This is a genomic window from Sphingobium nicotianae (assembly GCF_018603885.1).
In the GTDB taxonomy this organism is placed as follows: Bacteria; Pseudomonadota; Alphaproteobacteria; order Sphingomonadales; family Sphingomonadaceae; genus Sphingobium; species Sphingobium nicotianae.
On record NZ_JAHGAW010000004.1, the window covers coordinates 129,517 to 153,623 of the forward strand.

28 protein-coding genes are annotated in these 24,107 nt (G+C 67.7%); 17 read left to right on the forward strand and 11 right to left on the reverse strand.

Annotated elements, in window-relative coordinates:
• Positions 1–16: 16 nt before the first annotated feature.
• Positions 17–241, reverse strand: a complete 225-nt coding sequence (locus KK488_RS07090; RefSeq protein WP_214622459.1) for a hypothetical protein — start codon at positions 239–241, stop codon at positions 17–19.
• Positions 242–297: 56 nt separating this feature from the next.
• Here KK488_RS07090 and rplQ point away from each other — a divergent pair, with 56 nt between their 5' ends.
• The 4 genes from rplQ to KK488_RS07110 all read left to right on the forward strand — a co-directional run bounded on the left by rplQ (position 298) and on the right by KK488_RS07110 (position 1,728).
• The gene (rplQ, locus tag KK488_RS07095) at positions 298–723 is read left to right on the forward strand and encodes a 50S ribosomal protein L17 (protein WP_214622460.1); all 426 of its coding nucleotides are present in this window, start codon (positions 298–300) and stop codon (positions 721–723) included.
• Between the two features lie 274 nt (positions 724–997).
• A complete protein-coding gene (locus KK488_RS07100; protein WP_214622461.1) occupies positions 998–1,171 on the forward strand; it encodes a hypothetical protein in 174 nt (57 codons plus the stop codon).
• A gap of 50 nt (positions 1,172–1,221) precedes the next feature.
• Entirely contained in the window at positions 1,222–1,479 is a 258-nt protein-coding gene (locus tag KK488_RS07105) for a hypothetical protein (RefSeq protein WP_214622462.1), read from the forward strand.
• Between the two features lie 33 nt (positions 1,480–1,512).
• Complete coding sequence (locus KK488_RS07110) at positions 1,513–1,728, forward strand: hypothetical protein (RefSeq protein WP_214622463.1); 216 nt, start codon at positions 1,513–1,515, stop codon at positions 1,726–1,728.
• 55 nt (positions 1,729–1,783) lie between these two features.
• Here KK488_RS07110 and KK488_RS07115 read toward each other — a convergent pair whose 3' ends face one another.
• The 3 genes from KK488_RS07115 to KK488_RS07125 are packed head-to-tail and all read right to left on the reverse strand — an operon-like array spanning position 1,784 to position 4,024.
• A complete protein-coding gene (locus tag KK488_RS07115; RefSeq protein WP_214622464.1) occupies positions 1,784–2,797 on the reverse strand; it encodes an SMP-30/gluconolactonase/LRE family protein in 1,014 nt (337 codons plus the stop codon).
• Positions 2,798–2,837: 40 nt separating this feature from the next.
• Positions 2,838–3,644: a hypothetical protein gene (locus KK488_RS07120; protein WP_214622465.1), complete on the reverse strand. Its 807-nt coding sequence runs from the start codon at positions 3,642–3,644 to the stop codon at positions 2,838–2,840.
• Entirely contained in the window at positions 3,641–4,024 is a 384-nt protein-coding gene (locus KK488_RS07125) for a DUF6152 family protein (RefSeq protein ID WP_214622466.1), read from the reverse strand. The genes KK488_RS07120 and KK488_RS07125 overlap by 4 nt, the downstream gene beginning before the upstream one ends.
• A 222-nt stretch (positions 4,025–4,246) precedes the next feature.
• On the opposite strand from KK488_RS07125, the gene KK488_RS07130 reads away from it, so the two are divergent.
• From KK488_RS07130 to KK488_RS07150, 5 genes are all read left to right on the forward strand, one after another.
• A complete protein-coding gene (locus tag KK488_RS07130; protein WP_214622467.1) occupies positions 4,247–5,320 on the forward strand; it encodes an aldo/keto reductase in 1,074 nt (357 codons plus the stop codon).
• A gap of 92 nt (positions 5,321–5,412) precedes the next feature.
• Positions 5,413–6,315, forward strand: a complete 903-nt coding sequence (locus tag KK488_RS07135) for a CPBP family intramembrane glutamic endopeptidase (RefSeq protein ID WP_214622468.1) — start codon at positions 5,413–5,415, stop codon at positions 6,313–6,315.
• Between the two features lie 145 nt (positions 6,316–6,460).
• Positions 6,461–7,429 carry an ABC transporter ATP-binding protein gene (locus KK488_RS07140; protein WP_432653839.1) on the forward strand — a complete coding sequence of 323 codons (969 nt, stop codon included), beginning with the start codon at positions 6,461–6,463 and terminating at the stop codon, positions 7,427–7,429.
• The gene (locus tag KK488_RS07145; protein WP_214622470.1) at positions 7,426–8,604 is read left to right on the forward strand and encodes an ABC transporter permease; all 1,179 of its coding nucleotides are present in this window, start codon (positions 7,426–7,428) and stop codon (positions 8,602–8,604) included. The genes KK488_RS07140 and KK488_RS07145 overlap by 4 nt, the downstream gene beginning before the upstream one ends.
• A 91-nt stretch (positions 8,605–8,695) precedes the next feature.
• A complete protein-coding gene (locus tag KK488_RS07150; protein WP_214622471.1) occupies positions 8,696–9,085 on the forward strand; it encodes an endonuclease domain-containing protein in 390 nt (129 codons plus the stop codon).
• A gap of 16 nt (positions 9,086–9,101) precedes the next feature.
• Here KK488_RS07150 and KK488_RS07155 read toward each other — a convergent pair whose 3' ends face one another.
• Positions 9,102–10,454, reverse strand: a complete 1,353-nt coding sequence (locus KK488_RS07155) for an MFS transporter (RefSeq protein ID WP_214622472.1) — start codon at positions 10,452–10,454, stop codon at positions 9,102–9,104.
• A gap of 378 nt (positions 10,455–10,832) precedes the next feature.
• Between KK488_RS07155 and KK488_RS07160 the strand changes: the two genes are divergently transcribed.
• Positions 10,833–11,981 carry an alpha-hydroxy acid oxidase gene (locus tag KK488_RS07160; RefSeq protein WP_214622473.1) on the forward strand — a complete coding sequence of 383 codons (1,149 nt, stop codon included), beginning with the start codon at positions 10,833–10,835 and terminating at the stop codon, positions 11,979–11,981.
• Between the two features lie 15 nt (positions 11,982–11,996).
• Here KK488_RS07160 and KK488_RS07165 read toward each other — a convergent pair whose 3' ends face one another.
• Positions 11,997–12,392 carry an endonuclease domain-containing protein gene (locus KK488_RS07165; RefSeq protein WP_214622474.1) on the reverse strand — a complete coding sequence of 132 codons (396 nt, stop codon included), beginning with the start codon at positions 12,390–12,392 and terminating at the stop codon, positions 11,997–11,999.
• A gap of 185 nt (positions 12,393–12,577) precedes the next feature.
• Between KK488_RS07165 and KK488_RS07170 the strand changes: the two genes are divergently transcribed.
• The 4 genes from KK488_RS07170 to KK488_RS07185 all read left to right on the forward strand — a co-directional run bounded on the left by KK488_RS07170 (position 12,578) and on the right by KK488_RS07185 (position 16,826).
• Positions 12,578–14,782 carry a prolyl oligopeptidase family serine peptidase gene (locus KK488_RS07170; protein WP_214622475.1) on the forward strand — a complete coding sequence of 735 codons (2,205 nt, stop codon included), beginning with the start codon at positions 12,578–12,580 and terminating at the stop codon, positions 14,780–14,782.
• Positions 14,783–14,825: 43 nt separating this feature from the next.
• Positions 14,826–15,305 (forward strand): YbjN domain-containing protein, encoded by a 480-nt coding sequence (locus tag KK488_RS07175; protein WP_214622476.1) that lies wholly within the window; start codon positions 14,826–14,828, stop codon positions 15,303–15,305.
• A gap of 31 nt (positions 15,306–15,336) precedes the next feature.
• A complete protein-coding gene (locus tag KK488_RS07180) occupies positions 15,337–15,843 on the forward strand; it encodes an SRPBCC family protein (protein WP_214622477.1) in 507 nt (168 codons plus the stop codon).
• Between the two features lie 377 nt (positions 15,844–16,220).
• A complete protein-coding gene (locus KK488_RS07185; protein ID WP_214622478.1) occupies positions 16,221–16,826 on the forward strand; it encodes a PEPxxWA-CTERM sorting domain-containing protein in 606 nt (201 codons plus the stop codon).
• 102 nt (positions 16,827–16,928) lie between these two features.
• Here KK488_RS07185 and KK488_RS07190 read toward each other — a convergent pair whose 3' ends face one another.
• A complete protein-coding gene (locus tag KK488_RS07190; protein WP_214622479.1) occupies positions 16,929–17,582 on the reverse strand; it encodes a glutathione S-transferase family protein in 654 nt (217 codons plus the stop codon).
• 218 nt (positions 17,583–17,800) lie between these two features.
• On the opposite strand from KK488_RS07190, the gene KK488_RS07195 reads away from it, so the two are divergent.
• Positions 17,801–18,403 (forward strand): hypothetical protein, encoded by a 603-nt coding sequence (locus KK488_RS07195; protein WP_214622480.1) that lies wholly within the window; start codon positions 17,801–17,803, stop codon positions 18,401–18,403.
• 34 nt (positions 18,404–18,437) lie between these two features.
• On the opposite strand, the gene KK488_RS07200 is transcribed toward KK488_RS07195, so the two are convergent.
• The 4 genes from KK488_RS07200 to KK488_RS07215 all read right to left on the reverse strand — a co-directional run bounded on the left by KK488_RS07200 (position 18,438) and on the right by KK488_RS07215 (position 21,236).
• Positions 18,438–19,130 (reverse strand): hypothetical protein, encoded by a 693-nt coding sequence (locus tag KK488_RS07200; protein WP_214622481.1) that lies wholly within the window; start codon positions 19,128–19,130, stop codon positions 18,438–18,440.
• 183 nt (positions 19,131–19,313) lie between these two features.
• Entirely contained in the window at positions 19,314–19,874 is a 561-nt protein-coding gene (locus KK488_RS07205) for a fasciclin domain-containing protein (protein WP_214622482.1), read from the reverse strand.
• A gap of 80 nt (positions 19,875–19,954) precedes the next feature.
• On the reverse strand, positions 19,955–20,686 hold the full coding sequence (locus tag KK488_RS07210; RefSeq protein ID WP_214622483.1) for an anti-sigma factor: 732 nt from the start codon (positions 20,684–20,686) through the stop codon (positions 19,955–19,957).
• Positions 20,679–21,236: a sigma-70 family RNA polymerase sigma factor gene (locus KK488_RS07215; protein WP_214622640.1), complete on the reverse strand. Its 558-nt coding sequence runs from the start codon at positions 21,234–21,236 to the stop codon at positions 20,679–20,681. The genes KK488_RS07210 and KK488_RS07215 overlap by 8 nt, the downstream gene beginning before the upstream one ends.
• A gap of 177 nt (positions 21,237–21,413) precedes the next feature.
• On the opposite strand from KK488_RS07215, the gene KK488_RS07220 reads away from it, so the two are divergent.
• Both KK488_RS07220 and KK488_RS07225 read left to right on the forward strand, forming a co-directional pair.
• Entirely contained in the window at positions 21,414–22,286 is an 873-nt protein-coding gene (locus KK488_RS07220; protein WP_214622484.1) for an SDR family NAD(P)-dependent oxidoreductase, read from the forward strand.
• A 291-nt stretch (positions 22,287–22,577) separates the two neighbouring features.
• Positions 22,578–24,041, forward strand: coding sequence for a S41 family peptidase (locus KK488_RS07225; protein WP_214622485.1), 1,464 nt, complete (start codon positions 22,578–22,580; stop codon positions 24,039–24,041).
• The last annotated feature ends 66 nt before the right edge of the window (positions 24,042–24,107 follow it).

The following is a 24,107-nucleotide window of genomic DNA, read 5'->3' on the forward strand; positions in this document are numbered from 1 at the left end:
TCGGTGAAGATGCCGTTCAATAATATTTCGCGTTATACGTGCGGATATTGGCGGGATCGTCCAAAGCGCGGAAAACAGCCTGTGCGCCGCGTCGCCGCAATGCCATGATCTGCACGCCGGTTTCGCAGCGGATGGGCAGGTGGCCGTCCTCGGCCGCTTTTCCTTGACTTTGCGCGCCGAATCCGCTTTGGGGCGGCGCTTCAACCCCTTCGAGGGGCGGGCTTTTGGCGGTGGCCCTCATCACTGCCTGGTCTGGGGAACCTGATACGGCCCCTTAACGAACGAAGGAAGACACCCATGCGTCATCGCTATGGCGGCCGCAAGCTGCAGCGCACCTCCGGCCACCGCACGGCCATGTTCCGCAATATGGCGGCCTCGCTCATCAAGCATGAGCAGATCAAGACCACCGTGCCCAAGGCGAAGGAGCTTCGCCCCTATGTCGAGAAGCTGATCACGCTGGCGAAGCGCGGCGGCCTCTCCAATCGCCGTCTGGCCCATGCCCGCCTGCTCGACGACACGCAGCTCACCAAGCTGTTCGACGTGCTGGCCGAGCGCTACAAGGACCGCGAAGGCGGCTATACCCGCATCATCAAGGCCGGCTATCGCGCCTCGGACGCCGTCCACATGGCGATCATCGAACTGGTCGATCGCGACGAGAGCGCCAAGGGCCAGGATTCGGGCCCGGTGCAGACCGCCGACGAGGACGAATACGAAGCGGCCTGATCGCGCTTCGATCTGATCGAGATAGAGGGCCTCGCAGCGATGCGGGGCCCTTTTTCTTTGGCGGGCGGGCATGTCCGGTCTCGCGGAGCGGCGCGGTCCCTTGTGCGCGCGGGGTCGCGACACCATATGACATCGTGCTGGCCCGGCGCACCTGGGCTTGATCGCAAATTGGCAGCGCTGGCTCCCCGCTTGTGAAAGCGACGATTGCGTCGCGATCCAGCCCGGGAGATCGTATCTCATGACATTTCGCCCCGTTCGCGACCGAGCGGCTCCGATGGCCCCGAATGGCGCCACGATCAGCGATGAGATCGACGCCGAGGATGCCGAACTGATGGCCCGCTATGGCATCAAGATGGTTCCGACACCGCGCTTCCACTACAAGTCGTTTCGCTTTTCCCGGCTGGCCGATGCGCTCCGTCAGGCGCGGCTGGACGACAAATCGGCCTGAGCGCCGCGCATTTCCGCGACGCGAGTGTCGCACATCGAAAGGATAAGATCATGGCTCAGACAGCAGCCTTTTGCCGGGCGCAAGCCGCCATCCAGCGGGAACGCGCCAACGGCGCGACACTCGAAAACGTCCGCTCGATCGCGGTTTCGGCCGCCGTCGCATGGAGCCGCGAGGCAGGACTTGCCGAGGAGCGCGAAGCCAAGCGCCATGTCGAGGTCAGGCTCCCCGAGCCCGTATCGGACTGCGAAGAGCAGGAAGACAGGCTGGCGAGCGAAAATCCCGATCGCGGCGTGGCCAGCGTCGCCTGATCGCGCATGGCGATCCGCACCACCCGATCGCTCGTGACCTTCGGGGCGCCGTTTCACGTGCGGGCGCTCGACGCGACGCTGCCGGCCGGCCCCTATGAGGTCGCGACCGAGGAAGAGGCGATCGAGGGCAATGCGCTGACCGCCTATGTGCGCGTCGCGACGTTGCTGACCGTGCGCACGGGCAGTCTGGTGCAGACCGTGACGGTGGACCCCGCCGATCTCGCCGACGGGGTCTGGCGGCCGGCGTGAGCGCCCGGCCGCACCCTGCCATCCGGGGAAGGAGGAACCCTTTCCCGCCCGCCGCCTATTTCGGCCGGCCCTTATAGCCGGTGCTCAGCATCCGCAGCTTGTAGACGGTCATGCCGACGTTGCGGACGCCCTTGGGGGTGGTCCAGGGCTTGCCGTCCGGCCCGACCGCGCCCATCGCGCCGACGAAGAGCGTCTGCTTGTCCGGCCCCGAGAAAGCGAGCGTGATCGGCGGGCGGGGGACGGGAATGATGCCCAGCTCCTTGCCCGCCTTGTCGAACACATAGATGCCCGCGCCGGCCGTCACATAGAGCCGCCCCTGATCGTCGACCGCCAGGCCGTCACCACCGAACGCGCCGGCCGGCTCATGATCGAGCGCGGCGAAGTCGCGGCGGTTGGACGTGGCGCCATCCTTGCCGACATCGAAAGCCATGATCTTCTGGCGGTTGGTGACGTAGAGCGTCCTGCCGTCCGGGCTCAGCACCAGCCCGTTGGTGGTGACGTCGCTGCCCTCCGCGACGACGCTCACCTTGCCGTCCGGCGCGGCGCGATAGACGCCGCCGACGGTGAAGTATGCGCCGCCCTGGCCATCGGCCATGACATCGTTGAGGCGGCCCAGAGGACGGCCATCGGCGAAGCTGTTGGCGATCAGGCGCCGCTCGGGCGCGAGCTGGACGACGCGGGTCAGCTCCGGGCAGCTCGGCATGTTGAGGCCGGGATCGGTGCAGGTGCGCTCGACGGTGAAGAGGCGGCCCTTCGCGTCGATCGACACCGCGCCCGCGCCCGCGACGCCGGAGAGGAAGACCTGCTCGCTGCCGTCCGGCGCCAGCTTGCGGATGCTGTTGCTCTGCTCCTGCGCGAACAGGAGGCCGCCATCGTCGGTGCCGACCATGCCGTCGGCGGTCATGAAGCCGGCCCAGGCCAGCTCCCATTTCGCGCCGGGGGCGACGATGCCGTCGATCGGCGCGACCGTCGCCTCGCGCTCGCCGGCGAGGAGCTGGGCGGGCGCGGGGGCGGCAAAGGCGAGGGCGCCGGCCAAGGCCAGCAGGGCGGTCCCGATCCTGTGTCTCATCGTCTCTCTCCTGATGGCCGCATATGATCAGGCGCGGCGTTTAATGCTGGGCTGGCTGCTCGTCCCTGGGCGGCGCGATCGTGTTGTTGTCGCCGTCGAAGACGGTGCGGTCATTGTCATATTCCATGTGGATCATCCGATCGAAGCCGGTGGCGCGCACGAAGGCGAGCTGGCTCTTCCACGGGCCCGTCAGCGTCGTCGGATCGGTGATCACCATCTCGACCTCGATCCGGTCCTTGCCGACCATGCGGATGCGCTCGGCATAGTCCGCATCGTCGGAGAGCGGCGGGCCGCCGTGGAAATAGACATTCGGGTTCTTGACGCTGATCGTGTCGACGACGAGCGTGTCGCCTTCCCAATGGCCGACGCTGTCGCCCCAGACGGTCGGCCAGCGATCGTCCGGCGCGGGATGCTTGCGCCCGTCCGTGTAGATATGGCGCACGTCGCGATAGCCGTTGATGATCAGCGTCTCCTCGGGCGTGATGAGGAATTCGATCGGCGCGGCGCCGTTCATCATCATCGGATAGCCCCAGCCGTCCGCCTTGCGATTGCCCTGCGTCTTGCGCACCTCGGCGAGGCGGCGCTTGCCCTCCTCGTTCCACGGGGCGAAGGGCGCGATCAGCTTCATCGGGTGGACTTTGGGTTTCTCGCCCGTCGCCTTCGCCGCCTCCTGCACTTCGGAGAGGCCGCCGATGGTGGTCTGGTCATTCTCGGTGAGCCAGAGGCCATCCCAGTAGGGGAGCTTGGCGAACTGCCTGGCGCGGGCGGCGGGAGAGGCGGGATCGGCGAGGGCCGGAGCGGCAAGGGCGCAGAGCAAGACGCCGCCGAGCAGGGCCGCGCGGATCACTGGATATTCTTCCCGATCGGCTTGCCGTCGGCGGTCGTCGCGTCGATCACGACGCCGCCCGGATTGCCGTTGCGCAGGGGATAGATGGACATGCTGATCTTCATGCCGGCCTTGAGCGTGCCGGGCCGCCAGCCCTTGGCATAGAGATACATGGGCGCGCCCATCTCCATGCTCCATTCGGTGGTCTTGCCGCTGGCGTCCGGGACCATCAGCTGGATGTAGCAATGCGGATTGGTCCACTGGAATTCGCGGACGGTGCCGGACATGGTGACCTTTTTGGTCTGGTCGAACATGGCCATGCTGTGATGAGCCTGCACCGGCACGGCGCCGAGCGATACGGCAAGCGCGAGCGCACCCGCCAGGGCAAGATGGTATCGCATGCTCTCTCTCCTGAGCTTATTGATTCTGTCCATCTTGGCACCGCGCAAGCCGTTCGTCACGCAGGAAACTTAGCTTGCGACGGGTTGCGACGGGGTCGCTGCGCGCGATGCTTCACATGTTAAGCTTGCCGCCGCCAGCGCGAGCCCATAAACTTGCGCGGAGTCGCACACGCGACGCCTTTGCACCCCCTGCAAACCCAAAAAAAATCGAGAGGAGCCGTCATGCGCTACAACCATCTGGGCCAGACCGGCCTGATCGTCTCCGAGCTCTGCCTGGGCGCGATGACCTTCGGCACGGTGGAAGGGCGCTTCTCCCACATTGCCGGACTCGAGCAGGAGGCCGCCAGCGCGCTGGTGCGGCAGGCGTTCGATGCGGGCGTCAATTTCATCGACACGGCCAATGTCTATTCGGACGGCCAGTCCGAGACGCTGACCGGCGCGGCGCTGCGCCAGGTCGGCATCGCCCGGCGCGACGCGATCGTCGCCACCAAGGCCTTCGCGCGGATGGGCACCGACCCCAATCATGCCGGCAATTCGCGCAAGCATCTGATGGACGAGATCGACGCCAGCCTGAAGCGGCTCGGCATGGACTATGTCGACCTGTATCAGGTGCACGGCTTCGACCCGCAGACGCCGATCGAGGAGACGCTGCGCGCGCTCGACGACATCGTCCGCTCGGGCCGCGCGCGCTATGTCGGCGTCTCCAACTGGGCGGGCTGGCAGGTCGCCAAGGCGCAGGGCATCGCGGGCGTGCGCGGGCTGGAGCGGATCGCGAGCATCCAGTCCTATTACACGCTGGCCGGCCGCGACCTGGAGCGCGAGATCGTGCCGATGATGCAGAGCGAGGGCGTCGGCCTGATGGTCTGGAGCCCGCTGGCGGGCGGCCTGCTCTCGGGCAAGTATAGCCGGACCGACGCCGGTGAGGGTCGGGGCGTCGCGGGCGAAGGGCGCGTCGCCAAGAGCGGCGGGCCGGCCGACTATCTGGACATGGACAAGGTCTATGCGCTGATCGACCTGATGCGGCCGATGGCGGAGGGGCGCGGCATTGGCATCGCCTCGATCGCTTTGGCCTGGCTGCTGCAGCGCCCGTTCGTCAGCAGCGTCATCGTCGGCGCGACGCGGCCCGAACAGCTTGCGCAGAATCTGGCGGCGAGCGATGTCGCGCTGACCCCGGCGGAGATCGCCGCGCTGGACGAGGCGAGCGCGCTCGGGCCGGAATATCCGGGCTGGATGTTCCCGGGCCAGCTCTCGCGCCGAGGTGGGGCATCGCCGAGACGGCCGGCGCCGTTGGGGTAAGGGCGCAAAGGCTCCCGACCGGCGCGATGCATGGTGTATTGACAAGATAATACACCATGGTAGCGTGCGGCGCAGCATCGGGGGAGCGGGATATGGTGGTGATCGGATCGGCGGGAGTCCTGGCGCCGGGGAAATGGCGCTGGTTGCGCGCGCTGGGCTGGCTGGTCGTCCTGTGCGTCGGCACAGTCATCCTGTATAATGCAGTTGCCCGGGGGGGCCTGTGGCTCGCGGTCCGGGCCGGCGGGATCCGGCTGGACTCGCTGAGCGCCGCCCCCGCCGCCTACAAGCTCGTGGTGGCGATCATCGGCCTGCTCGCCGTTCTGATCGCCTACCGGGCGACGATCCGGTTCGGCGAGCGGCGGGCGACGCCGGAGCTTGGCCTGCGCCGCGCGCCCTGGGAATTGCTGGCGGGCCTCATCATCGGCGGCGCGCTGCTCGGCGCCATTGTCGGCGTGCAATGGCTGTTCGGCTGGGTGATCATCACGCCGAAACCGATCGACGGCGTCGCGCTGGCGCTGCGCGATTCCCTGCGTTCGGGCGTGCTCGAGGAGCTTGTCATGCGGCTGGTCATCTTCCGGCTGCTGTGGCGGGCCTTCGGGATCTGGCCGGCGCTGGCCGGCGCGGCGGTCGTCTTCGGGCTGCTGCATCTCGCCAATCCGGATGCGAGCCTGTTCGCGGTGGCCTGCCTGATCGCGGGCGAGGGGGCCATCATCGCGCTGTACATGATCACCGGGCGGGCCTGGGCCTCGATGGGCATGCATGCCGGCTGGAACTTCACGCAAGGCTGGCGTCTGGGCGCGGCGGTCTCGGGCACGGGCGAGATTGCCGGTGGGCCGCTCGCGTTGCGGCCGGCCGCGCATGTCTCCGAGCTGCTGAGCGGAGGCGGTTTCGGGCCGGAGGCATCCCTGTCGGCGCTGGTCCTGTCCCTGCTGGCGAGCGCGGCTCTCCTGTGGTGGGCCTGGGCGCGCGGCGATTTTGTCGCCAGCGACGCGTGACCGTCATTCGGGCGGACGGAACGGGGCGATTGCGCCGCGGCCCGGAAGGCCGCCGCTCCCGTCGCCGGACAGGCGGATAAACGCGCCTCGCGTTGGTAAGCCATTAGGGCTTTGCCGCTAGGCAGCGGGGATGCACATGGCTCCCATGACGATCGCCCCCACCTCCACCTCCACCTCCGCGCCGCTCGCCATCGATGCGCAGGGGCTGGTCAAGGATTTCGACGGTTTTCGCGCGGTCGATCATATCAGCCTGAAGGTGAAGGCCGGCAGCATCTTCGGCGTGCTCGGGCCGAACGGGGCAGGCAAGACAACGACGCTGCGCATGCTGCTCGGCATCATCGCGCCGGACGAGGGGCGCTGCCTGCTGCTCGGCGCGGACCGGCCGCTTTCGGTGGCCAAGCTGGTCGGCTATCTGCCCGAGGAGCGCGGCCTCTATCCCTCGATGAGCGCGATCGAGGCAATCGCCTTCATGGGCGCGCTGCGCGGGCTGCCGCTGGCCGAGGGGCGGCGCCGCGCGCGCGACCTGCTGGAGGGGCATGGCCTCGCTTATGCGATGAACCGGCCGGTGCGGCAGATGTCCAAGGGCATGGCGCAGACGGTGCAGCTGCTCGGCACGATCGTCCACCGCCCGCGCCTCATCGTGCTGGACGAGCCTTTCTCGGGCCTCGACGCGCTCAACCAGCAGAAGCTGGAGGGGCTGATCCGCGCGCAGGCGCAGGACGGCGTCACCATCATCTTCTCCACCCACGTCATCGCCCATGCCGAGCGGCTGTGCGAGGAGATCGCGATCATCGCCGGCGGCAAGGTGCCGTTCGCCGGGCGCGTGGATGAGGCGCGCAATCGCCTGGCGCCGCAGGTGCGGCTGGAGACGCGGGCGGCCGACGGGCCCTGGCGCGCGGCGCTGCCGCCCGGCGCGCTGCAGCAGGGCCATCACTGGCAGTTCGAGCTGGCCGAGGCGGGCGTCGAGCCGCTGCTCAAGGCGCTGATCGAGGGCGATGCCGGCATCGTCTCGCTGTCGATCGAGCGGCCGGGCCTGCACGACGCCTTCGTCGCCATCGCGGGCGAGGCGGCTGCGGCCGATCTCGACCGCGCGCAGGAGGAGGACCGGGCATGACCGAGGGCATGAACGAGATCGTGCGCGGGGCGCTGGTCATCGCGCGGCGCGACTTCAACGCGCTGATCCGCTCGCGGGCGTTCATCTTCTTCCTGATCACGCCGGTCATCATGCTGGGCATCGCGCTGGCGGCTGGCAATGTCGGCAGCCACATGGCGAAGCCCGACCTCGCCCGCACGATCGCGGTGGCGATGCCGGACGGCGACGTCGCGCGGCTGATCGCGGCGCAGCGGCGGCTGAAGGCGATCGTCCCCGACTTTCCCATGCTGGAAACAGGGCGCGCGGAGAGTGCCTCCGGCGACCTGCTGCTCGCCGGCTCGCTGCGCAGCCCGGTGCTGCATGCCGACGCGCAGGATGCGCAGGCGCTCGGCGACGAAGTCCGCCTGCTCGTCGACACCGCGCGGCAGAGCGAGGATGCGGTCGCCGCGCCGCTCGCCATCCGCCTGAAGCCGGCGCGCCCCCACCCGGCCGCGCCGGTCGACCGCAGCGCGACGGCGCAGCTCGGCCAGATGTGCCTCTTCCTCGCGACCATGCTGCTGGCGGGCATGGTGCTCTCCAACCTGGTCGAGGAGAAGGCCAACAAGATCATCGAGATCCTGACCGCCAGCATTCCGATGGAAGCGATCTTCCTCGGCAAGCTGTTCGCGATGCTCGGCATGGCGCTCATCGCGATCGCGGTGTGGACGGCGCTGGGCGGCGCGATCGCCTTGCTGGCGGGATCGGCCCTGCCGGCCGTGCCCGCGCCGGCGGTCGGCTGGCCGCTCTTCGTCGCGCTCGGCTTCGTCTATTTCTCCAGCGCCTATCTGCTGCTCGGCTCGCTCTATCTCGGCATCGGCGCGATGGCGGCGACGGTGCGCGACGTGCAGACGCTCTCCATGCCGGTCAGCATGGGGCAGGTCGGCATCTTCCTGTTCGCCAATTATGCGACCGCGCGGCCCGGCACGCTGATCGAGGGCGTTGCCTGCCTCTTCCCGTTCAGCTCGCCCTTCGCGCTGATGGCGCGGGCGGCGCAGTTCCCCGCGCTCTGGCCGCATCTCGTGCTGCTGCTCTGGCAGGCGCTGTGCACCTGGCTGATCATCCGCGCCGGCACGGCGATGTTCCGGCGGAATGTGATGAAGTCGCGGGGCATGGGGCGGCGGGCTGGGGGGCGGCGGGGGCGGGTTCAGCCGTCTTAGATCCTGAGGTCATGAAGCGGATTATCTAGCCCTCTCCCGCTTTCGCGGGAGAGGGTTGGGTGAGGGTCTTTCTTCTTCTAGGATAAGGATCATGTATCCGGTCCGCCGTCAGATCAGTCCGCATGCGGCGTCGCTGCGCCGGACCATGACCCATGTCGAACAGCGGCTTTGGCAAGCCTTGCGGGCGCGGCAGCTGATAGGCCACAAGTTTCGGCGGCAGGCCATGGTCGGACCGTTTGTCGTCGATTTCCTGTGCATTGAGGCGAGGCTTGTCGTCGAGCTTGACGGTGGCCAGCATGATGGAGAGCGGGACGCGTCCCGCACCGCCTTTCTGGAGGCGAAGGGCTACCGCGTCCTGCGTTTCTGGAATCATGAGATCGTCGAGAATTTCGATGGCGTTGTCGAGGCCATTGCCGCTGCGCTTGGGGAAAACAGAAAGACCCTCACCCAACCCTCTCCCGCGAAAGCGGGAGAGGGCTAGACCGATTGTCCGCTTACTAACTGCTGACCCCCGCCGGCGGCACATGGCGGTCGATGATGACGACCGCCGCCAGCACCAGCACCGAGCAGGCGCAGAGGGTCGCGAAGAAGGGGATGGTGCTGCCCTGGCCGAAATCGAGCAGCGCGCCGCCGAAGCCGCTGGCGCTGATCGCGCCGACGCGGCTCATGAAGATGCCGAAGCCGATGCCGGCCGAGCGGCACGACTGCGGGTAGCCGAAGATCATGATGACATACATGATCGCGATGCCGCCGCTGAACACCGCGGCGGCCGCGCCGATGAGCGTGACGACGGTGAGGCGCTCGGCGGCGGTGGGGGCGTCCGGCAGGGTCTCGACGACGAAGGCGAGGGCGACCAGCAGGGTCAGCAGCGTCACGCTCATCACCGTCATGACGCGGCGCGAGCCGAAGCGGCGGGTGAGCATGCCGGCGAGGACCGAGCCGGCCATCGAGGTGATGCCGCCGACCGAGACGGCGCCGCCGGCCTGCGCGAGGGTGAAGCCGGAGGCGGTCAGGAACGTGGTCGACCAGTTGAGGATGCCGTAGGCGACGCCGGCGAAGGCGGCGAAGGCGGTGCCGACGCCGATGTTGAGGCGCAGGTTGGTGCGGTGGAGCACGCCGATCGCGGGGAGGCCGGCCGCATCGCCCTCGTGGCGCTCGGGCAGCAGGGGCACGTCCTCGGCGAGCACATGGCGGGCGGCGCGGCGGGCGGCCTCGGTCTTGCCGCGGGCGAGCAGGTAGGAGGGGCTGTCGCGCAGGGTCGCGAGGATGATGATCACGAGCAGCAAGGTCGCGATGCCGAACGCCACGAAGGCGCCGCGCCAGCCATAATCCGCCGCCAGCGTCGGCCCGAGCCAGCCGACCACCGTGCCGCCGATCGGCGTGCCGACCGAGAGGGTGCTGATCGTCACCGGGCGCAGGCGATCGGGCAGCCACTCGCTCGCCATCGCCAGCGCATTGGAATAAGCGGCGCCAAAGCCGAGGCCGCCGAGCACGCGCCACAGGGCCATGTGCCAGACGCCGTCCGCCTGGCTGGCGGCGACGGTGGCGAGGGCGAAAACCAGGGCGGCGAGGGCGAGGGTGAAGCGCCGGCCGATCCGGTCGCCCAGCCAGCCGCCGCCCCACGCGCCGAGGCCGAAGCCGACCAAAGCCGCGCTCATCGCGATGCCGAACGTGCCCTTGTCGACGCCGAAATCCTTGATCACCAGCGGCGCGACGATGCCGAGCAGCTGCATGTCGATGCCGTCGCTGACCAGCACGAGCATGCAGATGGCGACCGTTACCCACTGGAAGGCGCGCATGGGCGCACGCGAGAGCGCTTCGCCGAAGGTGGTGGCGCCGGGCGCGGCCATGATGATCCTCCCTGTCTGTTTGTTCCGTCACTTAGACGGTCGATCGGGCTTTGTCGAAGGGCTGCGTGTTGAGGATATGCTGCTCCCCTCCCTTTCAAGGGAGGGGCTGGGGGTGGGTAGGCCGCGCCAGCGGCTGTCGGGCTCAACCTCGCTTCGCTCGCACCCACCCCTAACCCCTCCCTTGAAAGGGAGGGGAACAAGTCGCCCCACGCCGGCCTGTGGCCGTCATTCCCGCGAAGGCGGGGATGACGAGGGAAAGTAAGCAGGCCCTCACCCTCCGCTTCCTTCCCGAAGACGGAAAAGCGATGAGTGCGGCGCTATCACGCCCTGTTCGGAAATCGCATGTACGAACCCGTCCCGCGCCGCTAAGGACCGGGCATGCGCCTGACCGACTGCCACAATATCGACGATTTCCGCCGCCTCGCGAAGCATCGCCTGCCCTGGCCGGTGTTCGACTATATCGACGGCGCGGCCGACGACGAGATCACCAAGGACCGCAATACCGCCGCCTATGCCGATTGCGACCTGGTGCCCAACGTGCTGGCCGGCGTGGCGGAGATCGACACCAGCGTCACCATCATGGGCCGCAAGAGCGCGCTGCCCCTGATCCTGTCGCCGACCGCGCTGCAGCGCGTGTTCCACTGGCAGGGCGAGCGGGCGGTGGCGAAGGCGGCCGAAAAGCTCGGCCTGTGGTTCGGCATTTCCAGCCTCGGCACGGTGAGCATCGAGGAGATTGGCGAGACCATCTCCACGCCCAAGATGTTCCAATTCTATTATCACAAGGATCGCGGGCTCAACCGATCGATGGTCGAGCGCTGCAAGGCGGCCAAGTTCGACGCGCTGGCGCTCACGGTCGACACGATCGTCTCGGGCAAGCGCGAGCGCTGCGCGCGCAGCGGCTTCACCTCGCCGCCGCGCTTCACCGCCTCCTCGCTCGCCTCCTATGCGATCAAGCCGCGCTGGGCGCTGGACTATATGCTGCGCGACAAGTTCGCGTTGCCCAATCTCGACACGCATGTGAAGGAAGGCAGCGGCGAGGCCGTCTCGATCGCCGGCTATTTCAACACCATGCTCGACACGTCGATGGACTGGAAGATGGCCGAGCAGCTGCGCGAGGACTGGGGCGGCACCTTCTGCCTCAAGGGCATCATGAGCGTGGCCGATGCGCGCCGCGCGGTGGTGATCGGCGCGGACGCGATCATGATCTCCAACCATGGCGGGCGCCAGCTCGACGGCAGCCGGGCGCCGTTCGACCAGCTGCGCGAGATCGTCGACGCGGTCGGCGGGCAGATCGAGATCATCTGCGATGGCGGCGTGCGGCGCGGCACGCATGTGCTCAAGGCCCTAGCTGCCGGTGCGAACTGCGCCTCGGGCGGACGGCTCTATCTCTATGCGCTCGCGGCGGCGGGGCAGCCGGGCGTGGAACGTGCGCTGGGCATCCTCAAGGACGAGATCGAACGCGGCATGCGGCTGATGGGCGTGAAGCGCGTCGACGAGCTGAACCGGGAGCGGCTGCGCTGGCGGTGAGGGGCGGGCCGTGGACTAGGTCTTCTTTCTCCCCTCCCTGGAAGGGAGGGGTTGGGGGTGGGTGCCGCCGAGGCACTCGGCGGTCTTTGCAAGGATTGTTTCGACCACTCCGTCGAGATTGTTGGCAACTTCGCTGTTCCAGAAGCGCAGCACGATCCAGTCTCGCGCTTCAAGAAAAGCCGTGCGCTCTGCATCATGGAGACTGGTCTCAAGATGCTGTGAGCCATCAAACTCGACCGCCAGCTTTGCGGCGCGACAAGCCAGATCGAGGATGTAGGGACCGACGACAAGCTGACGCGTGAAGCGCGGGCGATAGCGCGAGATGCGCTGCCAGACTTTGCGCTCCGCTTCGGTCTGATTGTTACGCAGATCGCGGGCACGGGCCGTCATATGATCGGGGATGCGGCGCATGGTGGGATCGTAGCGCGCTGCGCGTTGCGCGGCTACCCACCCCCACCCCTCCCTGGGAGGGAGGGGAGTCGGAAAGCCGCTTGGTGAGCTTGCTTCGCGCTTGGAAATCCCGCCGCGCGGACCTAGACTGATCTTCCGCCGGAGAGGTAGATAGAAGTCCGTCCATGTTGCCGTTGCAAGCCCCGATGCGCGCTCTTCTGCTTGCCTTGACCCTTGTGACGATCGCGCCGGTCGCGCCGGCATGGGCGGGGGACAAGAGCGACGCGGCGATCTCCAGCAGCGGCAGCGCGCATGTCGTCGATGCGGCCGCGAACCCGGCGCTGCCGCCCGCCTATCCCGCGACGCGGCGGCAGGACATCGTCGAGACCAGGTTCGGCGTGAGCGTCGCCGACCCCTATCGCTGGCTCGAGGCGGACGTGCGTTCCGACAAGGATGTGCGGGACTGGGTGACGGCGGAGAATGACGCGACCTTCGCCTATCTGAAGGAGCTGCCCGGGCGCGACGCGCTGCGTTCGCGGCTGGCGCAGCTCTATGATTATGAGCGCTACGGCGTGCCGCGCAAGGCCGGCAACCGCTATTTCTACACGCGCAACAGCGGCCTGCAGAACCAGTCGCCGCTCTATGTGCGCGAGGGGCTGAAGGGCGCGCAGCGGCTGCTGCTCGATCCCAACACATTCTCGAAGGACGAAGCGACCGCGCTCGCCGAGTGGCTGCCCTCCGACGACGGGCGCTACCTGCTCTATTCGGTGCAGGATGGCGGCACCGACTGGCGCATCCTGCGGATCGTCGACGTGGACAGCGGCAAGACGCTCGACGATCGCATCGAGTGGGTCAAATATTCCAACCTCGCCTGGAACGGCGACGACAGCGGCTTCTATTATTCGCGCTTCGATCCGCCGGCCAACGGCAGCAAATATCAGTCGGTCGTGACCAATCAGGAGATCTGGTTCCACAAGGTCGGCACGCCGCAATCGGCCGACAAGCGCATCTATGCGACGCCCGACCGGCCCGGGCTGATGAACCGTGCCGAAGTGACGGACGACGGGCGCTGGCTGCTCGTCACGTCGAACGAGAGCACCGATCAGCGCTACGAGCTGACCCTCATCTCGCTGACGACGGACAAGCCGCGGCCGGTGAAGCTGATGCGGGGACTGGACTATGAGTGGCAGCTCGTCGGCAATGTCGGCGACCTGCTCTATTTCCGCACGACCGCCGGGGCGCCGCGCGGCCGGCTGGTGATGCTCGACGCGGCGCGGCCGCGCGACAAGATGCGCGAAGTGGTGGCCGAACAGCGTCAGGCGCTGGTCGGCGGATCGATGATCGGCGACCGGATCGTGCTCGCTTATCTGAGCGAGGGGCGCACGGTGGCGGAACTGGTCGACCTGGGCGGAAATGCGCGCGGCGACGTGCCGCTGCCCGGCTTCGGATCGGCGGCGGGCTTCGGCGGCAAGGGCGGCGATCCGGAGACGTTCTTCGCCTTTTCGAGCTTCACCACGCCCTCGACCATCTATCGGCTGAATGTCGACACCGGCGAGACGAGCGTATTCGCGCAGCCCAGGCTCGCCTTCGACCCGGCCGACTATGTGACCGAGCAGGTCTTCTTCCCGTCCCGGGACGGCACGCAGATCCCCATGTACATCGTGCGCCGCAAGGATGTCGCGCAGGCGGCCAGGCCGGCGCCGACGTTGCTCTATGGCTATGGCGGCTTCAACGTCTCGCAGACGCAGGGTTTCGCGCCGACGCGCCTCGCCTGGCTGGAGCAGGGCGGGGTGCTCGCCATCGCCAGCCTGCGCGGCGGCGGCGAATATGGCAAGGAATGGCACGATGCGGGCCGGCTCTCGAACAAGCAGAACGTGTTCGACGATTTCATCGCGGCGGCCGAATATCTCAAGAAGAGCGGCTATACCGGCAAGGATGAGCTCGCCATCGAGGGCCGCTCGAACGGCGGCCTGCTGGTCGGCGCGGTGGTCAACCAGCGGCCGGACCTGTTCGCCGCGGCGCTGCCGGCGGTGGGCGTCATGGACATGTTGCGCTTCGACCGGTTCACCGCCGGGCGCTACTGGGTCGACGATTATGGCCGGCCGGATCATGAGGCGGATTTCCGCAATCTCCTGACCTATTCGCCCTATCACAACATCAAGGACGGCGCGGCCTATCCGGCGATCCTGGTGACCACGGCGGACACGGACGATCGCGTCGTGCCCGGGCACAGCTTCAAATATACCGCTGCGCTGCAGCATGCCGATGTCGGTGGGAGGCCGCGGCTTATTCGCATCGAAACGCGCGCCGGCCACGGATCGGGCAAGCCGACCGAGAAGGTCATCGAGGAATTTGCCGACATGTACAGCTTCATCGCCTATTGGACGGGATTGAAGGTGGCGGTGAAATAAGCGGACGGGGCCGCGCCGCTGCGCGGGAATGGGGGGACGGGATTTGAAGAAGAGGCTCATCGCGCTCCTGCTCGCGCTCTGCGCGAGCGCGGCACCGGCGCAGACTTTCTCCAGCGGCGATCCGGCCGCGATGGCCACGGCCTTGACCGGCATGGGCTACCAGCCCGGCGCGATCGATCCCAATGGCGGCACGCCTTTGTTCACGGTGGCCATCAACGGGCTCGAGACGGCGATCGTGTTCGGCGGCTGCACCGACGGCAAGATGTGCAAATATTTCGTGCTGGTCGGCCGCTTCACCGACCTCAAGGACGCGCCGGCGGAGTGGACCAACGCGCGCAACGAGGACTATGATCTCGGCAAGGTCTGGGTCGGCAAGGACGACCGGACGCTCGGCTTCTCGATGCCGGTGCCGACCGGCGGGGCGCAATTCTCCGCCGCGGAGATGCGCTTCATGCTGGATCAATGGGCGGCGTTCATCGCCGAGATTTCGCAGTCGGCGATCGCGGCGAAGCTGGTCAAGTAGGAGCGGCGCGCTCTTGCGAAAGGAGGACGGGATGCGGTGGACGATGATGGCGGCGTTGATGATCGCCGCGCCGGCGCGGGCCGACGTGGTCGAGGCGAGCGACAGCGGCTTCACCGTCAGCAACGCGCGCATCGTGGCCGCGAGCCCGGACGCGGTGTGGGCGGCGATCGTGACGCCCAGCCGCTGGTGGTCCGCCGCGCATAGCTGGTCGGGCAGCGCGGCCAACTTCTCGATCGACCCGGTCGCGGGCGGCTGCTTCTGCGAGCGCTGGGCGGCGGGATCGGTCGAGCATGCGCGGGTCATCTACGCCGTCAGGGGCAAGCAATTGCGCCTGAACGGCGCGCTCGGCCCGCTGCAGGGCGAGGCGGTGACCGGCACGATGAGCTTCACGCTGACGCCGGAGGGCAAGGGCACCAGGATCGTGATGGACTATGTCGTGGGCGGTCATGCGCGCTTCGTGCTCAAGGAGCTCGCGCCGGCCGTCGACGGGGTCATGAAAGAGCAGATCATGGGGCTGGCGAGGCTGTTCGGTGGCTGAGAGCAGCGGGAAAAGGTTAACGCGTCCGCGCCGGGAATGATAAATTTTTTCGCAGTTGCAGCGTGAATTATTCGGTTCCTCTTGCTGCCATGCACCCAAGACTCCAACCAGGTGGAATTTCAATTCTCTGTTTTTGCGGTATAAATTGGAATCCGCGCATTTCCGCCAAAAATAAAGCAGGTGCACAGCGCGCCGATGTCGCAAACGCATTCGTGCCACGATGAAACATCGTTATGGTTATTCACGTTGCTCGCGACCGATTCATATCTTAGCAACCATTTCGTCGAGTCGATCCATGCGGTCGCCGGGGCCAAAAAACAGAGATTTTGGGTTGTAAGTTGGGAAATCGCGGCTCCGGCCGCAGTGGGAGAATGAATATGCGTAAGTTTATTGCAGCGGCGCTGCTCGCCGGTACCGTGTTTGCGGCACCTGCGTCGGCCACCGTCACCTATTACTACAGCCAGGCCGCGTTCCTCGCCGCTCTCGGCGCCACGGTTCCGACCGTCGAGGACTTCAACGACACGACGCTCGTTCCGGGCCTCTCGATCCTGTCGACCGTCGGCACTGTCGACGCGGGTGACGACAATGTGTTCGACGACCGTCTGGTCCCCAACACGCAGTCGACGACCTTCCTGCTGCCCGGCTCGTTCCACGCGTTCGGCGGCTTCTGGGATCTGACCCCCGGTGGTGCGGGCCTCGGCATCGCGATCACGCCGGTTCCGGGTGCGACGCTCGGCACGGAAGTTCCGAACAGCTTCTCGGGTGGCTTCTTCGGCTTCATCAGCAGCGACGCGTTCAACTATGTCGTGCTGACCGCTGGTACGCAGGGCGGCGTTGCCGAGACCTACAAGCTCGACGACCTGACCTTCGGCAATGTCGGCCCGGCCGTTCCGGAGCCCGCCACGTGGGGCATGATGATCGTCGGTCTCGGCGTCGCTGGCATGGCCATGCGTCGTCGCGCGACGAAGGTCAGCTTCGCCTGAGCCATCGCTTCGCGATGATCGAACAGAGGAGGGGAGGCTGCGGCTTCCCCTCTTTTTTATGCGTCGCGGCTGAGGCGATGCGCGAGCCCGGGCACGGATCGCTTATCCGGCCGGCTGCCGGGCGGTGAACACGGCGAGTTGCGCCGCGAACGCCCGCTGGAAGGCAGGCCGGGCCTCCGCGCGACCGATATAGGCCGAGAGGTTCGGATAGGCGTCCAGCAAGCCTGAGCCGCGCAACCGGCGCAGCACGGCCACCATCTGAAGATCGCCGGCGCTGAAGGCGCCGTCCAGCCAGTCGCCCTCGCCAAGCCGCGCGGACAGGGGCCCCAGTCGCGCCCGGATGCGCTCCTCCACCAGCGGCAGGCGCTCCTGCGCCCAGCTCCTCTCCTGCTCGACGAGCCTCGCATTCTGAAGATCGGCGATCGGCGGCTCGATCGTGCCGAGCGCCGCGAACATCCAGGCGATCGCGCGGGCGCGGGCATCCGGCTCGTCCGGCAGCAGGCCGGCGTGGCGTTCCGCGATGTGGAAGATGATCGCGCCGGATTCGAACAGGACGAGACCGCCCTCTTCATAGGTCGGGATCTGCCCGAACGGCTGGCGCGCAAGATGCGCCGGCTCCTTCATCGCCGCAAACGACACGAGGCGGACCTGGTAAGGCTGGCCGACTTCCTCGAGCGCCCAGCGAACCGGCATGTCGCGCGCCAGTCCCCTGCCGCGATCGGGCGCGCTTTCAAAGGCGGTGATGGTGATGGTCATTTCGCGACTCCGGCTCACCGGAGGATGCCCTGCCAGGCCGCGATATGACAAGAGCGATGCGCCGCGCCGTGGGCGTCGTCCTGCCACAACGCGCGCGGCCTGGCTCCGGCCCGGCGCGCTGGTCGCGGCCCTATTCAGCCCGCGCTCATCATCCGGTCGCTAAGCCGGTCTCCCTCATCGCCGGGCTCGCCGGCCGCTCAGGAAGGGCAAAGGATATTATGGCGCTGCGTTCGAAACTCGCTCTGGGCCTCGCCGCCGGGGCGCTTGTCATCGGCTCGGTGAGTCCGGCCGCGGCCCATGGCTATGACCGCCACTGGCGCGGCCATCGCGACGGTGTCGATGCCGGCGCGGTGTTCGGCCTGCTGCTCGGCGTCGGCCTGATCGCGGCGATCGCTTCGGCCAACAGCAACAAGACCAAGGCCCCGCCGCCGCCGCGCGACCATGACCCGCGCGCCGACAATGGCGGCAACGGGGGCGGCTATGGCGGCGGCTATGACGATCGGGGCGCACAGGATCAGCGCGGCTATGACGGCCGCGGTGGGGACGACCGCCGCTATGACGATGGCCGCGCCGGCTATGCCAGCGAGGACGAGGCGGTCGATGCCTGCGCCGTGGCGGCGCGCGAAGAGGCTTCGCGCGCGGGCGGCTTCGCCGACATTCGCCGCATCACCGGCGCGCAGGCACACGGCAATGGCTGGGACGTGACCGGCACGATCGACCAGCGCACCAGCTATCGCGCGACCGAGAGCCGCCAGCGCAGCTTCCGCTGCCTCTACGAGAATGGGCAGGTCAGCGGCGTCAGCTTCAGCCAGGGCGTCTGAGGCGGCTTGGCGGTCGGCCCCGGCGCGGCGGTGATCAGTCCGCCGCCTGCGCGCTCTGCTTGACCAGCGCGAAGTCCGGATCTGTCTCGCTCGTCCGGCAGCGCCGGTCGCCGCCCGGATAGGCCTGCGCGCCGAGATAGGCGATGACCTTGCGGCTGAACTCGCTGCCCGGCCAGATCATCGGCTTGCCATGGATGGTCAGTCGCGCCTCCTTGCCGATATCCCGCAGGAAATCGATCTGGATCGCCGTGCAATTGCCGATCTGGCCGTTCCACCGTGCGCCCTGCCAGGCCTTGTCGCGGCGCAGATCGGTCTGGGCCTTGGTCTCGGGCGGGCGCGCCGGGCCGACCGAGAGGCCGACCTGCTGATCGTCGCGATCATTGGACAGGCCCGAGCCGCCATAGGCGCGCGCGGAGAGGCCGCCCGGCCGCCGGGCATCGCCCGCGCCCGGCTCCTCGTAGGACAGCAGCATGGCGAGCATGCCGTCGACGGCCTCGGGCGAGGGCGCCATGACGAGCAGCGCGCGGGGAAACTGGATCGTGCCGGCGGGATGGGTCCAGGGCACGTCGCTGGCGTCCGAGAGCGCGATCTTCACCTCGCCCGGCGCGCTGCCGATGCGCGCGAGGATGCGATCGAGCCGCTCCTGCAGCCATTTGGCGGGATCGGGCGGAGGATCGGCGGCGCCCATCGCCAGACATGCGGCGAGCACGATCGGGAGTCTGCGCACGTCTTCCAGCCTCTTCGCATCCGCTCTCCGGAGATGGGGCGGGGCCGCGATCATAGCGTCATTTGCTGGTGCGTCGAGATGGGGAGTCGGGAAGGACGCCCGCCGCCGCGTTCGGGAGGGGGTGGCGGCGGGCGTCCGAGCGGCGGCGGGCGGCGCCTTTTTGGGGATGCCCGCCGCGCAACCTCAGGGCATCAGCACCTTGTCGATGACGTGGATGACGCCGTTCGACTGGCTGACGTCGGCAATGGTGATCTTCGCCTTGCCGCCCTTTGCGTCGGCGATCCACCAGCCGCCCATGCTGTCCCTGGTGAGCGTGACCGGCTCGCCCTCGACGGTCGTGAACATGGCCTTGCCGCCATGCTTCTTCGCCATCGCGGCGATCTCCATCGCGCCGTGCTTGCCGGGCACGACATGATAGGTCAGCACCTTGGTCAGCATCGCCTTGTTCTCTGGCTTCAGCAGCGTGTCGACCGTGCCGGCCGGGAGCATGCCGAACGCCTCGTTGGTCGGCGCGAACACCGTGAACGGGCCCTTGCCCGAGAGCGTGTCGACGAGGCCGGCCGCCTTCACGGCGGCGACGAGGGTCGTGTGGTCCTTCGAGTTGACGGCATTCTCGACGATGTTCCTGGTCGGGTACATGGCCGCGCCGCCGACCATCGGGTTGGCGCGCGCAATGGCGATGCCGCCTGCCGATGCGAGGGTGATGGCGGCAACGATCTGAATGGCTTTGCTGGAAATATGCATGATGACTTCCTCTCTGATCCGTGATCCCGTGTGGGATGCAGGAGCTACGAGAGGCACCGGCGCGCGGATGCAGCCTTTACTCAGATTTTGTTGATCGGTCCCGTCGCGATGGGCGTCGAGCTCGGCGCCCTGTGCGGCGCGCCGTCCGGCTGCTCCATGGTGACGGCGAGCATCGCGCCATCGGCCATCATGTGCCGCATTGCCGGGGAGACGGTCATGCGCATCGATCCGGTCGCCGAGACCAGGCCGAGCGAGCGCGGCACATTGTCCGCCGGGATCACCCACAGCTCGGGCGCCAGCGCGCTCTGCTGCGGCATCTTCAGGGTGCGGACGCGCAACTCGCCATTCATCGCATCATAATTGACTGCGAACTGATGCGCCCCCCCGGCATCGCCCAGATGCGCGACCGCCGGCTGCGACGCCTGCGCGACCTGTGGGCCCGGCGCGGGGGGCGTGACCGGGCGGAACAGCAGCACCGCCGCCAGCCCGGCCGCCAGCGCGCCCGCCGCCAGCGCGCTACGCCGCCAGGCCTGGAGGCGACGCTCGATCGTGCCCACCCTGTCGCCCGCGGGCCCGCTCCCTTGCGGCAGGCGCTGCTCGATCGCGTGCCACAGGTCGGGCGCCTCGGCGTCGGGATAGCCATGCAGCAGCGGCTCGAACCGCGCCTGCCAGGCGAGCACCGCCTCGCGAAACCCGGGATCGGAGACCTGCAGCCGCAGCGCCCGCGCGCGCGCGCGCCCTTCGAGCACGCCCAGCGCGAGCTCGGCGGCGAGCAGGTCGAACTCCTCGGGCGTGAGCGGCGCGTCAGCCATCCCCGATGCAGTCCTTGAGCTGGGCAAGACCCCGGCGGACCCAGCTCTTCATCGTGCCGAGCGGCACCTTCATGCGCTCGGCAAGCTGCGCATAGGTATAGCCGCCGAAGAAGGCGGCACGGATCGCCTCGGCCGGGCTGCCGCCCAGTTCATCAAGGCAATGCTGGATGCGCGCATCGCTCTGGCGCGTTTCGATCATCTCCGGCGCGCTCGGGGTATCGTCGGCAATGTCGGCCGCTTCCTCGACCGGCGCGACGGCCACGCGATTGGCGCGGCACCAGTCGATCGCGCCGTTGCGCGCGATGGCGCACAGCCAGGTGATCGGGCTCGCCTTGGCCGGATCGAAACGGCCGGCCCGCTGCCAGACTTTGAGATAGCTTTCCTGCACGATGTCCGCCGCGATCTCCCGATCCTGGCAGATACGCAGGCAAACGCCGAATAGTTTCGCGCTGGTGAGGTCATGGACCAGCCGCAGCGCGGCGCGGTCACCGCGCGCGACATCCGCCAGCGCGGCGGTCAGCCGGGCGCGGCCCGCATCGGCGGCCTGGATGGTCTGGCTGGACGTCGCGTCTCTCCTCGCGGACGAGCATAATCGCCGGGCAGGCGCTGTATAGCCTCAATCGCGATCGGTTGATCGGCCCGCGCGTGGTGCTGGGTGTTGCGGTCGCGCGCCAGTTGCGGCAAGGCCGGAGACAATTCGGACCGAGTCAACGAAGGAGAGGGTTTCATGGAGATTGCCGGCACAACCGCGTTCATCACCGGCGGCGCGAGCGGCATCGGCTTCGGCATCGCGCAGCGGCTGCTCGCCAATGGCGCCAAGCTGGTGCTCGCCGACATCCGCCAGGATCATCTCGACGAGGCGAAGCAGTTCTTCGAGGAGCGCCAGCAGGGCCGCATGGTCCACACCATCCGCCTCGACGTCTCCGATCGCGAGGCGATGGCGGAAGCCGCCAAGGAGTGCGAGGCGGTGATGGGCGGCCCCGAGATCCTCGTCAACAATGCCGGGATCGATCCCTCCGGCCCGTTCGAGGAAGCGACCTATCAGGACTGGGACTATGGCCTGAACATCAACCTGATGGGGCCGATCAACGGCATCATGGCCTTTTCGCCCGGCATGCGCCGGCGCGGCAAGGGCGGCCATATCGTCAACACTGCCTCGCTCGCCGGCGTCACGCCGATGATGAGCGCGATGGTCATCTATGCAGTCGCCAAGGCGGGCGTCATCACGCTCACCGAATCGATCCGCGACACGATGGAGAAGGACAATATCGGCGTCACGGTGCTGATGCCCGGCCCGATCAAGAGCCGCATCCATGAGTCCGGCCAGAACCGCCCGGAGCGCTTCCGCACGGGCAGCGGCTTCAAGGAATATGAGGACCGGCTGGCGACGCGCGTCGTCTCGGACGACTGGATGGAGCCGACCGAGGTGGGCGACATGATCGTCGACGCGATCATCCACAACAAGCTCTATGTCTCGACCCACGGCAACTGGAAACAGCAGGTCGAGGACCGGTTCAAGGCGATCATCGCCTCGATGCCGGAGGCCAGGCCGCTCGACCTCAGCGCCTCGCTCAGCGTACCGCCCAAGAAGGCGGACTGACGAGAAGCGCCCGCCGGTCCCAGGAGACGGATAGACATTCAGTGAATTCAGCTCCCCTCCCTGCTTGCAGGGAGGGGATTGGGGTGGGTGCGCGCGTCTGCGCACCTCAAGAGATGCCCGCTTTGCCCATGCAGAAGCGCCGAACGAGGCATCGAGCCCCGTTCGGCGCCGAACCCACCCCTTGCCCCTCCCTTCCAGGGAGGGGGAAAGCAGAATGCCGATCAGCCCCAGCCCTTCCGAAGCGGATGATTTTACCTGACATGGGAGCGGGCCGGCTCTACCACTCGGGCCATGAGACGCTTCGGACGCACGGCCGCCCTTACCCTCCAGAGCCTTGCGCTGATGCTCTCCGGATGCGGGGATGGCGGCGGTTCGGGCGGTTCTTCGCCGACACCCACGCCGACGTCGACGCCCACGCCCACGCCCTCCGCCAATGCCAGCTGCACCCTGCGTGCGCGGCAGGACTGGGCGCTGGCGCAGATGCAGGAATGGTATCTCTTCCCCGAGACGCTGCCGGGCAATCTCAATCCCGCCGCCTATGCCTCGCTGGAGGATTATGTCGATGCGCTGACCGCCACGGCGCGCGCGCAGGGGCGGGATCGCTACTTCACCTTCGTCACCTCGATCGCGGGCGAGACCAATTACTATAACAACGGCACGACCGCCGGTTTCGGCATCCGCGTCAAGACCGATGCCGGCGCGCGCCGCGCCTGGGTGTCCGAGGCGTTCGAGGGCGCGCCGGGTCTTGCCGCCGGGCTCGATCGCGGCGTCGAGATCCTCGCCATCGGCACCGGTGCGAACACTCTCCAGAGCGTCGCGACGCTCATGGCCAATTCCGGCGAGGCCGGTGTCATCAATGCGCTCGGACCGGACACCGCCGGCGTCACCCGGACCTTGCGCATTCGCGACACCGGCGGCGATCATGTCATCACCGTTTCCAAGGCCGATTACGATCTGACGCCCGTCTCCTCGCGTTACGGCGCCAGGGTGATCGACGACAATGGCAACAAGGTCGGCTACATCAATCTGCGCACCTTCATCAGCTCGGCCGATCCGGCGCTGCGCGCCGCCTTCGCCAGTTTCAAGGCGCAAGGCATCGATCAGGTGATCATCGACCTGCGCTACAACGGCGGCGGCCTCCTCTCGATCGCGCAGACGCTCGGCAATCTGCTCGGCGGCAACCGACAGGCGTCGGACGTGTTCGCGCAGCTCACGCTCCGCCCGGAGAAATCCTCCGAGAACGAGACGCTCAATTTCGCGCCGCAGCCGGACTCGATCAGCCCGCGCAAGATCGCCTTCATCGGCTTCGAGGGCACGGCCTCGGCCAGCGAACTCGTGATCAACGCCATGGTGCCCTATCTGCACACCAATGTCGTGCTGGTCGGCGGCAATACCTATGGCAAGCCGGTCGGCCAGATCGCGATCGACCGCAGCGCCTGCGACGACCGCTTCCGCATCATCGCCTTCGCGACCAAGAATGCGGCGGGTAACGGCAATTACTTCAACGGCCTCGCGACGACGATGGAAGCGACCTGCCGGGCAAGCGACGACGTCACGCGCCAGTTCGGCGACGCGCAGGAGGGCTCGACCCGCGTCGCGCTCGACTATCTCGCCGGGCGCGGCTGCTCGCCGATCTCGGCGAGCGGGGTCGTCGCGCAATCGGTGACCACGAGCGCGGGCAGCACGAGCGGCGCCCGCCTGCTCGTCCCCGATCATCCGACCACGCCGCAGCGCGAAGTGCCCGGCATTTTCTAGGCCGGGTGACGGGCATCGATGCAGCGCATGGACCCTCTCTCGCCTGCGGGAGAGGGAGGAGCCCGC